The sequence below is a fragment of the Planktothrix pseudagardhii genome, assembly GCF_904830925.1.
Lineage (GTDB): Bacteria > Cyanobacteriota > Cyanobacteriia > Cyanobacteriales > Microcoleaceae > Planktothrix > Planktothrix tepida.
The window spans coordinates 3,102,012-3,117,854 of the sequence record NZ_LR882967.1 but is presented as its reverse complement, the minus strand read 5'-3'; the positions used below and the strand labels follow the sequence as shown (position 1 = coordinate 3,117,854).

Annotated in this window: 12 protein-coding genes; 5 read left to right on the top strand and 7 right to left on the bottom strand. The window is 40.7% G+C overall.

Annotation, left to right across the window (positions count from 1 at the left end; genetic code table 11):
* Positions 1–4 precede the first annotated feature (4 nt).
* From NMK36_RS13175 to NMK36_RS13160, 4 genes are all read right to left on the bottom strand, one after another.
* On the bottom strand, positions 5–4,057 hold the full coding sequence (locus tag NMK36_RS13175; RefSeq protein ID WP_254173931.1) for a diguanylate cyclase domain-containing protein: 4,053 nt from the start codon (positions 4,055–4,057) through the stop codon (positions 5–7).
* Between the two features lie 179 nt (positions 4,058–4,236).
* Positions 4,237–4,821: a DUF99 family protein gene (locus NMK36_RS13170; protein ID WP_254173930.1), complete on the bottom strand. Its 585-nt coding sequence runs from the start codon at positions 4,819–4,821 to the stop codon at positions 4,237–4,239.
* 44 nt (positions 4,822–4,865) lie between these two features.
* Positions 4,866–5,864, bottom strand: coding sequence for a hypothetical protein (locus tag NMK36_RS13165; RefSeq protein ID WP_072721241.1), 999 nt, complete (start codon positions 5,862–5,864; stop codon positions 4,866–4,868).
* A 146-nt stretch (positions 5,865–6,010) separates the two neighbouring features.
* Positions 6,011–6,799 (bottom strand): cAMP-binding protein, encoded by a 789-nt coding sequence (locus NMK36_RS13160; protein ID WP_072721242.1) that lies wholly within the window; start codon positions 6,797–6,799, stop codon positions 6,011–6,013.
* 322 nt (positions 6,800–7,121) lie between these two features.
* Between NMK36_RS13160 and NMK36_RS13155 the strand changes: the two genes are divergently transcribed.
* The 5 genes from NMK36_RS13155 to NMK36_RS13135 are packed head-to-tail and all read left to right on the top strand — an operon-like array spanning position 7,122 to position 11,508.
* Positions 7,122–8,234: a sulfate ABC transporter substrate-binding protein gene (locus NMK36_RS13155; protein ID WP_072721244.1), complete on the top strand. Its 1,113-nt coding sequence runs from the start codon at positions 7,122–7,124 to the stop codon at positions 8,232–8,234.
* 60 nt (positions 8,235–8,294) lie between these two features.
* Positions 8,295–8,621, top strand: a complete 327-nt coding sequence (locus NMK36_RS13150) for an NIL domain-containing protein (RefSeq protein WP_083580148.1) — start codon at positions 8,295–8,297, stop codon at positions 8,619–8,621.
* A gap of 32 nt (positions 8,622–8,653) precedes the next feature.
* Entirely contained in the window at positions 8,654–9,526 is an 873-nt protein-coding gene (gene cysT, locus NMK36_RS13145; protein WP_072721246.1) for a sulfate ABC transporter permease subunit CysT, read from the top strand.
* Between the two features lie 51 nt (positions 9,527–9,577).
* Positions 9,578–10,417: a sulfate ABC transporter permease subunit CysW gene (cysW, locus tag NMK36_RS13140; RefSeq protein WP_072721248.1), complete on the top strand. Its 840-nt coding sequence runs from the start codon at positions 9,578–9,580 to the stop codon at positions 10,415–10,417.
* A 47-nt stretch (positions 10,418–10,464) separates the two neighbouring features.
* Positions 10,465–11,508 (top strand): sulfate/molybdate ABC transporter ATP-binding protein, encoded by a 1,044-nt coding sequence (locus tag NMK36_RS13135; RefSeq protein WP_072721249.1) that lies wholly within the window; start codon positions 10,465–10,467, stop codon positions 11,506–11,508.
* 228 nt (positions 11,509–11,736) lie between these two features.
* Here NMK36_RS13135 and NMK36_RS13130 read toward each other — a convergent pair whose 3' ends face one another.
* The 3 genes from NMK36_RS13130 to modA all read right to left on the bottom strand — a co-directional run bounded on the left by NMK36_RS13130 (position 11,737) and on the right by modA (position 15,557).
* The gene (locus NMK36_RS13130) at positions 11,737–12,336 is read right to left on the bottom strand and encodes a CBS domain-containing protein (protein WP_072722301.1); all 600 of its coding nucleotides are present in this window, start codon (positions 12,334–12,336) and stop codon (positions 11,737–11,739) included.
* 566 nt (positions 12,337–12,902) lie between these two features.
* The gene (gene modB / locus NMK36_RS13125; protein ID WP_254173929.1) at positions 12,903–14,741 is read right to left on the bottom strand and encodes a molybdate ABC transporter permease subunit; all 1,839 of its coding nucleotides are present in this window, start codon (positions 14,739–14,741) and stop codon (positions 12,903–12,905) included.
* 18 nt (positions 14,742–14,759) lie between these two features.
* Positions 14,760–15,557 carry a molybdate ABC transporter substrate-binding protein gene (gene modA, locus NMK36_RS13120; protein WP_254173928.1) on the bottom strand — a complete coding sequence of 266 codons (798 nt, stop codon included), beginning with the start codon at positions 15,555–15,557 and terminating at the stop codon, positions 14,760–14,762.
* Between the last annotated feature and the right edge of the window lie 286 nt (positions 15,558–15,843).

The following is a 15,843-nucleotide window of genomic DNA, read 5'->3' as shown; positions in this document are numbered from 1 at the left end:
TTTTTCAGCAAGCCCTAATTAAATCCAAAGGAACCCGATCTAAAGTCGGAATTAGGGTACAAATTCCAATACTCATCGTTACCCGTTGACTTACAGCAGAAGCCCGATGAGGCTGGTTAAACTGTTGAATTGCCTCTTGAATTTTCTCAGCGACTTGTAACGCACCTTCTTGATCCGTATGGGGTAAAATGACTACAAATTCTTCTCCTCCATATCGGGCAACTAAATCAATAGAACGCTGAACGGCTTGCTGAAGTGCTTGAGCTACTTGTTGTAAACAAATATCCCCTTGAGAATGTCCGTAGGTATCATTATATTGTTTAAAATAATCAATATCACAAAGCAGTAAAGAAAGGGGACGTTGTTCTCGGATTAAACGATGCCATTCTTGATTTAAGATCTCATCAAAACAGCGACGATTAGCAATTTTGGTGAGTTGATCCACCATCGCTAAGTTTTGTAATTGTTGGTTAGCGAATTGCAATTGTTGATGAAGTTCCGATTGATAAATGGCGATCGCAAATTGAACAGCTAATTGCTTCAAAAGTTCAATCTCTAAGGAATACCATTCCCTCGGCCCACTGCAATGATGGGCAACTAATAACCCCCATAAACCCTGATTTTGTACAATCGGAACTACTAATTTTGCTCGAACTTGTAACTGTTCTAATAGCTCCAAATGACAGGAATGCAGGTTTGCGGTATAGATATCGGCAGTCGCTTTGATTGTGTGTTGTTCATAGGATTTGTTCTGATTCTGCACAAAATAGGTATCTGTAATTTCCAGATTCAAAATCGATTTCCAACCTGGTTCCACAGACTCCTTAACTACTACACCACTCCAATCAGAATTAAACCGATAAATGATCACCCGATCTGCTTGTAAAAACTGCCGTACCTCAGCAACAGTGGTTTGTAGAATTTCATCTAAATCCAAAGACTGACGAATTCGTTGGGTGATCGTATAAATCATCCGTTCCCGTTCAGCCTGTTGTTTTAAGGCTTCTTCGGCTTGTTTGCGAATAGTAATATCTGAAAAGGAGGTAACAACCGCATAGGCTTGAGGCTGATGGGAATGAAATAAAGGTTGGGAATTAATCGAAATCCAAGTCAAATCTCCATCGGGTTTATGAACTCCCATAATCACATCAAATTGGGGTTCTCCGGTGCGTAACGTCACCATCGAGGGATGGTTTTCTCCAGGAAAGGGAGAACCATCATGTTGAATCGCCCACCAGCGTGAATCAATGGAAGTGCGGCCCATCATCTGATCAGAACTTAACCCTAAAATCCGTTCTGCACTTTGATTACAGGCGACGATCTGACCATCGGTTTGCTGGAGAACAATCCCTTCACCCATGGCGGCAATCACAGACCGATAGCGTTCTTCGCTTTCCCGCAGGTCAATTTCTGAGCGTTTCTGAGCCGTAATATCCATCGCTACGCCGATCATACGGATGGCTTGACCGGATTCGTTATAGTAAACTTGTCCTTTATTACAGATCCAATGAACGGCTCCTTCGGCCAAAATAATCCGAAACTCGACATGATAATCATCTGTTTCTGACAACGCACAACGCACCGACTGATCCACCAACCGTCGATCCTCTGGATGCACAATCTCTAAAAAGGCTTCATAGCTGCGATCATAAGGGCCAGATAAACCAAACATGAGCCGGAGTTGCTCGGAGTAGAGAATCTCATTCGTGAGGATATTCCAGTCCCAGGTTCCCATCCGCGCCGCTTCTAACGCTAAGGATAAACGAGTTTCCCGTTCTCGCAGGGTTTCCTCCATGGCTTTGCGTTCTGTAATATCGGTATGGGTTCCAATCATGCGTAGGGGAAGGGACTTTAGGGAGCTACGGCTGAGAATTTGACCGCGATCGAGTATCCATTTATAGCTTCCGTCTTTACACAAAACCCGATGTTCACTGATATATTGTTCAGTTTCTCCTTGAAAATGTTGGTTAATTTTGCGATAAACCGCTTCGATATCATCAGGATGAACCCGGTTTTCCCATTCTTCTAGGGTGTTGCCAATTTCATCTTCTGCAAATCCCAACATTTCTTTCCACCGCCGGGAGAAAAAGACTTGATGGGTTTGGGGTTCCCAGTCCCATACCCCATCTCCATTGCCTTCTAAGGCATATTGCCAACGGTCTTCACTGACTTTTAAAGCCTTTTGAGCCGCAATGCGATCGCTAATATCCTCAAAAATATATAACCGTCCAAAATAGTGATCGCTCTGATCTCGAATTTGGCTAGAAAAACGGCGAATCGTGCGTCCATCCGAAAAGGCAATTTCATCTTCTATTACTGTTCGATTATCCTCTGATTGTAAGGGTTTACAAGACTCAGCAAAAGCATGAACATCAGCTATTAAACGAATACAAGGGGGAATAATATCATTATTTTTTAACACCCCTTCTAATATTTGACGTTCTAAGTGTTCAATTCCCCAAATTTCACAAAAACGATGGTTAAAATAAAGAATATTATCCGTGCGATTATCAACAACAAAAAAAGCCAAGTTAGAGGTATCTGTCATTGAGCGTAATAACGCTTCTTTCCAGCGTAATTCTTGTTCAACACGCTGACGTTCAATTAAAGAAGCTTGTTTTTCAGTAATATCTTTTTCATTCACCAGCAGCATAGGATGACCCGTTACCGGATCACGGGTACAACGCACATCTAACCCATGCCAACGAATCCCATTTAAAGTATAAACTTGAGTTTCAATGCTAAAAACTGCACCAGATTGGGCGGTTAATCTTGCGGTTTCTCCAATATTGGGATCAACAAAGTGGCGGACAAACATATTATCGTCAGCCCTATTTGGATGTAGGGTATCCCCATAACAATGCAAGGCGGCGGGATTTTGCATTAAGGGCACCCCATTCAGGGTGTAGAGGGAAATCATTACACTTGTATGATGCAGGACTTCTATTGATCGCAACGTTTCAGGGGTATTTTCATTGGCGACCTCCGTTATCCCTTCCACTAACATCGCCATTCGACCTGTTTCAATTTCAATTCCTGAACAAGTACAACGAACAGAAATAGGTTTTCCTTCAGGATAAAATGTCCAGGTTTCGGTAACAGTTTCTTGGTGTTGAAATTGTTGTAAATAAGCGTTTAAACGAATGCGAGTTGCTTCAGAAACATCCTTAAAATTTCGCTGAAGTAATTCCTCTCGATTGGTTGCATTCCAGATATGAAGGGCGGCTTTGTTTGCCCACCACATTTGTAAATTCTCAATATCAAAAATCCAGATTGGGGTTTGAAGTCGATCCCATCCCCTTAAATCCGATATTGATACCGGAGGGGTAGAAGATTTAAGTAGAGATTCATCAACCGAATGGCAACAGCCACATTCTTCTGTAGAGACGCGCCTGGGCTCAGCCATGCCGTAGGCTTTTGGCGCGTCTCTACGGGAGGGGGATTGTAGAGTCTGTTGTTGCCATTGATGGAATTCGCGGATAGGTTGATTCGGTTCTCGGCATTGGACAGCGATGGCTACATGAATCGCCACTTGTTGCAGAAATTGAATTTCTAAGGGTTTCCAGTGACGGGGACTGTCACATTGATGAACAATCAATAACCCCCAGAGATTGGGTAAAGTTGAGGACGCTGGTACAGACGCGCCATGGCGCGTCTCTACAGGGGATGGGGGGAGTAAAATCGGGACAACGAGATTAGCAGCGATTTTTAATCGTTGTAAAAGCTGTTTGTAACAGGGTGCAAGGGGTTTAGCTGCGGTATCTTCAATGAAGCTAATCTGTCCTTGGCGATAGAGGTCTACCCATTTGGCTTGAAAACAGGGATCGTAGATCAGTTGTCCGATAATCGGTAAGGTTTCAGAGCTAATGGATTCTTCTGCTATGACGGCATCGCCTTCGGGTAAAAAACGATAAATCAAAGCCCGATCACATCCCAGTATTTCCCTAATTCCTTTGACCGTCACATCTAAAATATCACCTAATTCCAGAGGTCGGTGAATTTGTTGCGTAATTGCCATGATTTGATTCAGGGTTTGCTCTAAAGCAATTGCAGACATTGGTAGATGACCAAAGAGCATGGGAATAGCAGAAGATTAATATCTGTATTATTGACTACCTAACTTGCTTTTGGATCGGTTTCATTGAAAATGCGATCAAAAGGAATCATAACTTTATCAAAAATTTACAATTGTTTATTGAAAATTTAAAATTTCTTAAGGGTTTAACCCTACAGAAATCAAGCTTGACTACCACTTTGGCTCCGAATAATAGCGGCTCCAATCAAGTGCGCTAATCGTAATGCTTCTGGGACATTTCCGCAATCTGTTATCCGAGATAAAGCGAGCCCAATAATATCAGGATTTTCCCCACAAACTTGAAAGAAAAAAGGGGGATAAGTGTAGATTGTTCCAGCTTTTTTTAAATAGTGAAGTCGTTTTTCAGGTTCGGATAAATGATAAATTGCCTGTTCAATTTTATTAAAATTAGGATAATGTCGCATGACAGTAACACAGGGTTTTTGTAAACGATCAGCTAATTCAGGTAAATCAATTAAATTGAATCCGCCAAATCCAATCCCATCAATTAAAACTAAATGTAATTGAGGTAAAAATTTTTTATTAATTAATAGCTGACAAATTTGATCCGTTGCATCCCAACCATCTTGTTTGACTTGTCCCCAAACCATACCTTCAAAGCGAGTTCCTCCACAAACAACTCCGGCAATATAAACAGTTTGATCAATTCCCCGTTGAAAAGGGGCATCATCAAACCCAATCACCCGAATCACACGGTTGAGTTTCAACAGAGATTCTAATTGCATATCTGAATTAAAATACAGTTCAACTAGAAACTGTAAACTGTATTTTAATTCGGAGCAACGGCAGCTTTTTGTTGTGCCACTTTTTGATTATTTGCGTATTGAACGGCTCTATCTTCAGCAACGGTAAACTTCGGATGAGATTTGGGAACTTTCTTCATCAATTCACTGGCTTGTTGCCAGGCCGTTGCCACTTTTGTCCAATCCGCTTTGGTTTGAGCGGTTTGTGCTAAATTTGCTGCATTAGTCGCTGTTTTAACTGCTTCTGCAAACGGATCAGCCGGTGTTGCTGGAGGTGTACCCGGTTTTGGGGAAGCCGATGGGGTGGGTGCAGAGGATGTGTTAGAGGGTGCAGACTCTGAAGACGGGGAAGAAGCGGACGGGAGGAAGGGAAGGCGGAAAATTCCAGTCAAATGTAATCCGGCCAAGATCACCAAAAGTCCTAACCCACCTAACAAACCTAACAGCAAAACCTTACTTTTTGGCTGATTGGGTTCCACCTCTCGCGTCGTTTGATCGTGATCATCATCATCATCGGGATCATCATCCTCTTCAGGATTATAATCTGATACTGGATTACGATTCCCTGGAGGCAGGTAATCTTCTTCATCAACGATATCGTTATCGCCGATAATTTCGTCATCAATCTCATAATCTTCCTCTACATCTTCGTCATCCACTAGGGGAACAGAAGATTCATCTAAATGGACATCATCCACTGAATGAATAGAGGGAGGGGGTGGAGTTCTTAGAACAATTTCTTCTTCCCAAAAAGGTAAATCATCTCCAAACTGACGTCCATATACTTTAATCGTGTAAATTGTTTCAACGCCGAGGCGATCCATGCCATTGCGGACAAAGTTCACTAACTCTTTTTGATGGTTAGGAACTTGATCGCCTTCGAGCATGACATGGAGATAGCCGTTATCCCGCATGACATCGGCATTGATTCCTTTGGCTTTCAAGGAATGGTTAATTGCGTCTGCGATCGCTTTAGGATCACCGCTTTTCGCAAGTTCCCGTCGGCTTTGATCTTGGGGTGACATAGCTAAACCTCTTTTGGGGTAACGGTTCAAGCATTTCAATGATACTATCACTCATCAATCGCTGTGCAACTATTTTGTTGAAATCCAACAGCAGTGTTGTCCGTTGACCGTTGACGGTGCAATAGTCACGAAAGGAACTTTTAAAATTACTTCAACGGCCACCAGGAGACTTTATCACGGGTCGCACTATAAGTTTCTTTGAGTCCTTCGGGGTCAATGACTCGAATGGTGTCTTCTGAAGCATCATTAGATTTAGCTGCTTCAATTAATTTCACTTTTTGCATTCCTTTGAGGACTTGTTCAACAGTGCGGTGGTTTAATTGACAGGAACGGGCAATCACATCAATGGGTAAATCAAACGTATAAACGCCATCAGAATGAGGTTGATTTCCTAAACTGCGTTCTTGATAAACTAAGCCTCTTAATAAAGCAGCAACAGCTTGAGGCGGATAGGAACTGCAATTGAGTAAATGATACTGAAATTTTTCCCGCAGTTCAAAGAATTTATCATAACGCTCCCGCACGACTTCGCTATTTTCATAAATGGCTTTGAGGGTATCGAGGGGAAGCTTAATCACATCGGTGGTTTTGTAAGCTTCTACTAAGCTGGGAAATGCTCGACTCATCAGACCAAAACTAAACGGGAGATTTCTCATCCCGAAACATCCCCCCGGATAGCTAATGGTAATAATCCGGTCTAGGGGGGTACTGCGGATAATAATTGGCCCGCCACTAATAATAATGTAGAGAACATCTAAAAAAATATGAGGACGAAAAGCCGTATACACAGGACGGTTGGAATAAAGCTTTTCTACCGTGAGGTCTGGAGGAAGATATTGAGCCAACCATTTAATCTCTAAGTCTTTGAAGAGGTAGTTACTCTCAATCAAAAGTTTTGCTAACTCGATTGCTGCTGAAGGTGCTTGTGCTGCCATATTGTCCTTTCTTACTGCGACTTCACCGGATTGATCACCTATATCTGGCCTAGGGGTAGCAATGCTGGGTGTGCAGTTTCTTCCACAGTATTTCGGGGTTGAACATCACACCAAGAGGGCTGATTAGACATCCTCCGATTGCACCACTGGATCAACCTACTATTTATCTTGACATGGCAAACGCATTGACTGATAAATTCAATTTTTTAATTATTGTAATGTAAATGTATTGAAATTCAAACCGACTTACTATAGAATTCGAGTACAGTCAAAAATGAAAGGCTGTGTAAATGAATTCCAGCCTAATCTCAGGAGTATGATAATGCAAATCCGTTCATCGTTGTCCCCAAAACGTTCCTCTGCTAAATTCTTTGGTTGTGTCCTTACTGGATTGGCACTCAACACGATGGTGGTTGCTTGCTCTTCACCCAACACCGCCACTAATTCATCTCCTAACACTGCCAATAATCCAGCAACACCCCAAGCTCAATCGAATAAACCGATTAAACTCACCCTCGTATCCTACGCTGTCACTAAAACTGCCTATGAAAACATCATTCCCAAGTTCGTAGAGCAGTGGAAAGCTCAAACCGGGCAGACTGTAGAGTTTGAACAAAGTTATGGCGGCTCTGGCTCCCAAACCCGTGCCGTGATTGATGGACTTGATGCCGATGTGGTGGCTTTAGCTTTAGCTGGAGATACCGCCAAAATCGAGAAAGCCGGACTCATCCAACCGGGTTGGGAAAAAGAACTGCCCAATGATTCCATCGTGCATAAATCCGTTGCAGCTTTGGTGCTTCGGGATGCCAATCTGGGTGTCAAGGGATGGTCTGATTTGACCCGTGATGATATTCAAGTGATTACCGCCAACCCCAAAACTTCCGGTGGAGCCAAGTGGAACGTTCTGGCTTTGTGGGGTAGTGTTACCCAAGCCGGAGGAACGGAATCAGAAGCTCAAAGCTTTCTTGAAACTGTGTTTAGTCGTGTTCCTGTTCTGCCGAAAGATGCTCGTGAAGCCAGTGATGTGTTCTACAAACAAGGTCAAGGGAATGTCTTAATTAATTATGAAAATGAAGTGATTTTAGCATCTCAAAAAGGAGATAAACAACCTTATATTGTGCCGACGGATTATAACATTTCGATTGATAATCCTGTGGCTGTGGTTGATGCCAATGTAGACAAACATGGAACCCGCGCAGTGGCAGAAGCCTTTACCAAATTCTTATTTACACCTGAAGCACAACGAGAGTTTGCCAAAGTCGGATTTCGACCCGTTGAACCAACCGTTGAAGCGGAATTTGCCAGCCAATTTCCTAAAGTCGAAAAACTGTTTACTGTTCAAGATTTAGGTGGCTGGAAACAGGTAGATACTCAATTTTTTGCGGATGGAGCATTTTTTGATCAAATGCAATCTAAAATCGCTCAATCTAAATAGAAAATGGCACAATTTTGCTCCCCTGTATCACTCTATACTTCTTGATTTAAGGAGAATAAGATGTCTTTAAATTCAACAAAATTCGAGTCCGATGATACTAATTTATCTGTGTTTACTGCCAGAGAAAAGTATCAATTTATTTCTCGAATTCGAGTCAGAATTCCTAAAGAATACCATCAAGAACCCGTGATTTCTCGTCTAGCTTCTAATTACGGTTTAGAAGTGAATATTAGGGGAGCCATTTTAGGTCAGAATGCCCGGGAAGATGGTTGGTTTGATTTAGTCCTGAAAGGAACCCCCCAACAAATCGATAGTGCCATGATTTATCTTTCTGATCTCGATGTTGAAGTTTGGCAAGACTCAAAAACAGAAGTAGATGGCTGGTAAATAGTCAAGTATTTGTAGAGTATTAAGTATTTATGAGGATTCCTGTAGCCCAGTTTAACACTCAAAAACCCGCTTTCAATAACGCCTTAAAAAAACTTTGGAGGCGGTTTTCTTTTCCGTGGGTTTTTACCTTTTTCTATCTGATTGTCATGTTAATTCTGCCCTTTACAGCATTAATTAGACAATCCCTAATGGTATCTCCCCAGGAATTCTGGAATATTGCCTTTAGTCCCGTTGCTATTTCGGCTTATAACGTTAGCTTTGTAACGGCATTAGCCGCAGGGGCAATGAATGGACTGATGGGGACTTTAATCGCTTGGGTGTTAGTTCGTTATCAATTTCCAGGGAAAAAATTAATCGATGCTGCCGTTGATTTACCCTTTGCTTTACCGACTTCCGTTGCGGGTTTAGTTTTAGCAACGGTTTATAGCGATAAAGGGTGGATCGGACAATTTTTTGCCCCCTTTGGGATTAAAATTGCCTTCACCCGTTTAGGGGTTTTCGTTGCCATGTTGTTTATTTCGTTGCCTTTCGTGGTGCGAACTTTACAACCTGTTATGCAAGAAATGGAACGAGAAACAGAAGAAGCAGCTTGGTCATTAGGTGCATCTCAATTTCAAACCTTTTTAAGAGTTTTACTCCCCCCCTTAATGCCTCCTATTCTAACCGGAATTGCCCTCGGTTTTTCCCGTGCAGTAGGAGAATACGGTTCAGTGGTGATTATTTCTTCGAGTATTCCCTTTAAAGATTTAATTGCCCCTATTTTAGTCTTTCAACGCTTAGAACAATATGATTATGTCGGTGCAACCGTCGTTGGTGCAGTTTTATTGATCATTTCATTGTTCTTATTAGTGTTAATTAATACACTGCAACATTGGGGACGTCGTTATTCTCTCAAAAGTTAAGATTTTTTCCCTGATGATTCTTGTCTAATATTCATTGATGATTTACTCTTTATGTTATCCCGTTCATCCATCAAACCTGATAGTTCTCATCCTCTCCCTTGGGTTCAATGGCTTTTAATTGGCATTGCTTTACTCTATCTGGCTTTGGTTTTATTTATTCCAGCAATAGCCGTTTTTTATGAAGCCTTTCATAAAGGAACCCAAGAGTTTATCACCGCCATCAATACCCGCGATTTTCAAAGCGCAATGCAACTGACTTTAATCATTGCATTGATTGTTGTTCCTCTTAATACTTTATTTGGACTCTGTGCCGCTTGGGTGATTGCTCGAAATCAATTTCCGGGTCGTACCTTATTAATCAGTATTATTGACCTACCCTTTGCCATTTCTCCCGTGGTAGCCGGGTTAATGATTGTGCTGTTATATGGTCGTAATGGTTGGTTTGGTGCAGCGTTACAAAATGCTGATATTAAAGTATTATTTTCTCTCCCCGGAATGGTACTGGCTACGCTATTTGTTTCTTTACCTTTTGTCGCTAGAGAAGTGATTCCTGTTTTAGAAGAAGTGGGTTCAGAACAGGAAGAAGCCGCCCGAACTTTAGGAGCTCAAGATTTCCAAATCTTTTGGCGTGTGACCCTTCCCAATATTAAATGGGGTTTACTTTATGGTGTTCTATTAACCAATGCTAGAGCTATGGGTGAATTTGGAGCAGTCGCCGTTGTTTCTGGATTAATTGCAGGTCGAACTTTAACCTTACCAACCTTTGTGGAACAAGCCTACAAAAATTATCAAACCGAAGCCGCCTTTGGTGCCGCCACCATTTTAGCGCTACTCGCCTTAGTCACTTTAGTTCTCAAAGAAATCTTAGAGAGAAAAACCAGTCGTCGTTAACCTGTTTTATCACAATTAAAATTTCACTTTTTTTATTTTGAGGTGCTATGAGTATTATCATTAAAAACGTTTCTCAAGTGTTCGGTAATTTTCAAGCTTTAGACGATATCAACTTGGAAATTAAAGATGGAACATTAGTTGCCTTACTAGGGCCTTCGGGTTCGGGAAAGTCAACTTTATTAAGAGCGATCGCCGGATTAGAACCCCCCAACAGTGGACAAATTATTATCAATGGTAACGATACCACCCATTTAGATGTCAGAAAGCGAAATATTGGATTTGTATTCCAACATTATGCCCTGTTTAAACATCTGACTGTTCGCCAAAATATCGCTTTTGGTTTAGAAATTCGCAAACATCCTCGGCAAAAAGTTAAAGCCAGAGTTGAAGAATTGTTAGAATTAATTCAGTTAACCGGATTAGGAAATCGTTATCCATCTCAACTGTCTGGGGGTCAACGTCAACGGGTAGCTTTAGCTCGTGCTTTAGCGGTTCAACCCGAGGTTTTATTACTTGATGAACCCTTTGGAGCCTTAGATGCCAAAGTGCGCTTAGAATTGCGGAGTTGGTTACGACAATTGCATGATGAAGTTCATGTCACTAGCGTTTTTGTGACCCATGACCAAGAAGAAGCAATGGCGGTAGCCGATGAAATTGTTGTCATGAATCAAGGCAAAATAGAACAGGTGGGAACCCCCTCAGAAATTTATGATCAACCAGCGACACCTTTTGTGATGCAATTTATCGGAACTGTTAATGTATTACCCAGTCATGCTTCCCTTTTCCAAGATGTGGGCTTAGTGGCTCCTACTACTTCTAATATTTTTATTCGTCCCCATGATCTTGAACTTCACATCACCAATCACTTAGATTTGAGGTCTCCAGCTTTAGTTAAACGGATCACTCATTTAGGATGGGATATTCAAGTGGATTTAATCTTAGCTGATGAGCGTCAAATTGTTGCCCATTTAACGAAAGAACAGTTTACCAAACTACAACTTCAAGCGGGCGATGAAGTTTTTGTGGAACCGAAACGAGGATATAACGGTGAAACCTGCGAAATTCTACTAGCGGGACTTCAACAAGCATAAGGACTGCTATAGATGATAATGATTATATAGCAAGCAAATAACGTTAAAGAATGAATATTGAATTGGGTGATCGCACTGATTTATGAACCCAAATAACTGGAGTGCGATCACTATTCAAACAAAAAGAGGGGGTCAGAGGAAGAAGCCAGAAAAATCTAGCCCTAACATGAAATCACCGAATCTCAATGGCTGGACATGGATTCTGGTTATGTCATTGACCCCAATTGTTTAGCTGATAGAAACCGGCTGAGATTCCCGCTCAAAAAAGAGTTCCTTAGCGGTTTTTTCTGCTTTTAAAGCTCCATAAAAACCCGCTTCGGCTTCAATTTCATCTACCAACTCCCACGCTTCAGCCGCAGCTTTAGAATCATTACCAGAGGTGGCGGAAATAGAACGAGCATTCGAGATGGCTTCCTGAAGCTTTTGTTGGAGATAGGCTAATTTAGGATTTTCCAGGAAATCACCTTGCATTAAAATATCGGTGACTGAAATAATCCCCAATAATTCCCCTTGAATAACCGGAGCTCGCCAAATTCCTGTATTGGCAAATAAGCGGGCTACATATTCCAGATTCAGATCAGGATTGACCACAATACAAGGTTTACTCATAATTTCGTAAACTCGCACCTGTTTGGGGTCTTTTCCGTAAGCCACGACTTTAGCAATAATATCCGTTTCCGTGACAATGCCATAGGCATCTTCTGGATGACGAGCTTCAACAATCAGTGCCCGAACTTCTTTTAAGCGCATCAGTCGAACAGCTTCGGCTACGGTTGCAGAACCTCGAATTATGGCGACTTCTTGTGTCATAATATCCTTGGCTTTCATAATTTCCTCCTTGGGTTGTTCTAAGCCAAATTTAGGAGTTATGAGTAGCTGCAATAAACGGTTCTCAATTTGAGAACAAACTTGACTTCGATTCAATCAGATTGATTAGGAATCTCACAATAATCCCCATCCAACTAGCCTTGGATTGGGATTATTTCTTAAGTCTGATTGGATCATTTTTTCTGAAATACTGAGGAAGCTTGATATTAATAGCCAGGTTGAAAAAAAGTCGATTTTTCTTTCAGATAAAAATTTATGTCAAGCATTTAAGGCAACACTTTAACTTTAAAAACAGAGTATCATTAAAACTCCTAAGAAACAAGCCTTAAATTGTGAAATAATCATTAAAAAAGCATCAATAAATAAAAACAATAGAATTTCAATTATTTTCATAAATCTCCCTTACTTTACTAAAATAAAAAATTGGAACAATACTGAAGTAAATTCAATTAAACCTAAAGGTAGACACGCGGATCTGTCCCCAACTAAATCTTAATATTTTATCAGAGAATTTTATGGATAAAATCTCTACATTCTTTTAACCCCTTGTTAGAGATTAAACTTCTTTATTCCGACATTAAAAATAACCGTAAAGAATGTAACTGCACCAACCAAGGAAAAGGACGATCTTTTAAAGTTGCCCATTTTTCTTTAAAAACTTCAGCTTGTAAATGATAATCTTCCAAATTCTCCGGTGGAGAAGCTAACTTAAGATATAACGTGATCCGATGTTGGGTTTCATTGGTATTAGCTAACCAACAGGGAAAAGTATTGTCTAAACTTGGATCTGTAGGAAAACTTAATTGATGGGCACGAATTCCCACATAAGCTAGAGGTTCTTGAATGGGTTCAATTACTCGTAACCTACACCCCCAATCTAACGCTTCTATAGTTTGAAAATCGTGGCTAATTGCTCGAGAAAAGTTTTTACATTCAGTGAGTTGAGCCGTGCGAAAATTAGGAGGATGCTCAAAAATGTTTTGTTTAATATCAAATGCGATCGCTTTTCCCTGATCCATGACTAAAAGATTCTCACAAATTCGATAAGCCTCCTCTAAATTATGAGTAACAAATAATGTAACTCCTCGATAAAAAGATAACAGAGAAATTAATTGATGTTCGAGTTGACTTCGTAAATAGGTATCTAGGGCAGAAAACGGTTCATCTAATAATAATATTTCCGGTTGACTTGCTAAAGCTCTGGCTAATGCAACTCGCTGTTGTTGACCCCCCGATAGTTGGCGAGGATAACGATTTCCTAATGCTTCTAAATGAACCTGAGCTAACAAGGTTCCAACAGCAGCCTGAATTTGATTTTTAGACATTCCTTTGGGTAAGCCAAAGGCAATATTTTGAGCCACTGTCCAATGGGGAAATAAAGCATAGTTTTGAAATAAAAAACCCACCCGGCGCTCACAGGGGGGTAAATTAATTCCGTTTTCAGAATCAAATAAAACCTGTCCATTCAAAATAATTTGACCTCGATCCGGTGTTTCTATCCCCGCAATACACCGCAAAACCATGCTTTTTCCTGCACCCGATCCCCCCAACAATCCTAAAGGACGATCATCACTATTAAAAGCAACTTCTAACTCAAAACCTGGTAATTTCTTCTGAATATTAATCGATAAATAGGGAGGTGTTGAGGAATCGGAAATCAGGGAAGAGATCATAAATTCGTGATCAAGCTCTGATCTGAAATCCGACCTTTGGAAAGATGGGTTAGAATAGGGCCCTATCCCTTTCTTTTTCGTTCCATTTTCCCACAGGTTAACAACTGTAATGGCTGAGAAAGAAACGGTGAGAATCACTAACACCCAAATCCAAGCTTCTTTCATCGCCCCTGCTTCCACTGCGAAATAAATCGCCATCGGAATCGTTTGAGTTTCCCCTGGAATATTCCCCGCAATCATTAAGGTGGCGCCAAATTCCCCTAATGCCCGACAAAATGCCAAAATGGTTGCAGCTAGAATACCGGGTAAAGCCAAGGGTAAAGCAATTCGCCAAAAAATAGTAATTTCAGAACCGCCTAAAGTTCTAGCAACTTGTAAAAGGGTGCGATCAATTTGTTTAAAGGCCCCCAATGCGGTTTTGTACATTAAGGGAAACGCCACAACCGTTGCGGCAATTACGGCGGCATACCAAGTAAAAACCAAGTTGATATTAAAGGGCGATAATAGTTGTCCGAGGGGGCCGTTTTTACCACAAAATAGTAGTAATAAAAAACCCACAACGGTAGGCGGTAAAATTAAAGGGGAAATAAAAACCCCCTCAATAATTGATTTCCCCTTTCCCCGGTAGTTCAACATCCAATAAGCCGCCAGGATGCCTAAAAAGAAGGTAATGAATGTAGCAATTGAAGCGGTTTTAAGGGAAATCCAGAGGGGAGAAAGATCTAAAGACATGGGTTTAGGTAAATCACTTTAACTAGCTTTGCTAAATCCGTATTTTTGAAAGATTTTCATGCCGCGATCGCTCGCTAAAAACTGCACATATTCTTTAGCCGAGGCTGGATCTTTACTACTTTTTAAAACTGCAACTGGATAAACAATTGGGGAATGGAGATTGGCGGGTGCAGTTACCACAATTTTGACCTGATTTGAAAGTTTAGCATCCGTTGTATAAACAACCCCGGCATCAGCATTTCCACTTTCTACTGCCGCCAAAACATTTCGCACATTATTCCCTAAAACCAGTTTAGGTTTAATCGCGTCTAAAATCCCTAAATTTTTAAACACTTCTTCAGCATATTGTCCGGCGGGTACACTTCTCGGTTCACCTACAGCAATTCGCTTAATTTTAGCATCGGTTAAATTTCTAAAACTGGTAATACCTGTGGAATTTTTGGGAACAATTAAAACGAGGTTGTTGGTTAAAACATTACGCCGAGTTTCGGGAATAATCAGATTTTTTTCCTGTAAAGCATCCATCTGTTTTTTAGCAGCTGAGAAAAAGATATCCGCAGGGGCACCATTTTCAATTTGTTGTTGCAATGTTCCCGAAGCCCCAAAATTATAGTTAACAGCAACCTTGGAGTGAATTTGCTGATACGCGGGCTTAATTTCTTCTAGGGCTTCTTTTAAACTAGCCGCCGCCGATACGAGTAAGCTAGAGTGCGTTTGAGCTAACAGAGGCGTTTGGTTAATGACTCGAATCCCCATCGTTAGGATTAACGTCATTAAAATTGTGGCTAGAAACGTTACAAGCCGTCTTTTTTTCATTTTAGTAAAATATTAGAAACTGCTGGATTTGAAGAATAAAAACTGAGATTTTGAAAGCCGTTTTTAATTCTACAATTGATTATAGTATATTGATTTTAATCAAAAGATGTATAAACCAATACAATTTTATATCTTGTTTGTTTTTTTTATTTAAAATACCTTTTAAATAAAAATATATAGATTGGCAAAAACGAGGTGTTATTGTAGAATTATAATCGAGTAAGAGATCATCATCAATAAACGAAAAGTCCTAAAAGCTAGTATCCAGATAGGAACACGAAACTTT

Coding starts and splice junctions, on each gene's coding strand:
- NMK36_RS13175 (WP_254173931.1), bottom strand. CDS start 4,057: ATGTCTGCAATTGCTTTAGAGCAAACCCTGAATCAAATCATGGCAATT.
- NMK36_RS13170 (WP_254173930.1), bottom strand. CDS start 4,821: ATGCAATTAGAATCTCTGTTGAAACTCAACCGTGTGATTCGGGTGATT.
- NMK36_RS13165 (WP_072721241.1), bottom strand. CDS start 5,864: ATGTCACCCCAAGATCAAAGCCGACGGGAACTTGCGAAAAGCGGTGAT.
- NMK36_RS13160 (WP_072721242.1), bottom strand. CDS start 6,799: ATGGCAGCACAAGCACCTTCAGCAGCAATCGAGTTAGCAAAACTTTTG.
- NMK36_RS13155 (WP_072721244.1), top strand. CDS start 7,122: ATGCAAATCCGTTCATCGTTGTCCCCAAAACGTTCCTCTGCTAAATTC.
- NMK36_RS13150 (WP_083580148.1), top strand. CDS start 8,295: ATGTCTTTAAATTCAACAAAATTCGAGTCCGATGATACTAATTTATCT.
- cysT (WP_072721246.1), top strand. CDS start 8,654: ATGAGGATTCCTGTAGCCCAGTTTAACACTCAAAAACCCGCTTTCAAT.
- cysW (WP_072721248.1), top strand. CDS start 9,578: ATGTTATCCCGTTCATCCATCAAACCTGATAGTTCTCATCCTCTCCCT.
- NMK36_RS13135 (WP_072721249.1), top strand. CDS start 10,465: ATGAGTATTATCATTAAAAACGTTTCTCAAGTGTTCGGTAATTTTCAA.
- NMK36_RS13130 (WP_072722301.1), bottom strand. CDS start 12,336: ATGAAAGCCAAGGATATTATGACACAAGAAGTCGCCATAATTCGAGGT.
- modB (WP_254173929.1), bottom strand. CDS start 14,741: ATGTCTTTAGATCTTTCTCCCCTCTGGATTTCCCTTAAAACCGCTTCA.
- modA (WP_254173928.1), bottom strand. CDS start 15,557: ATGAAAAAAAGACGGCTTGTAACGTTTCTAGCCACAATTTTAATGACG.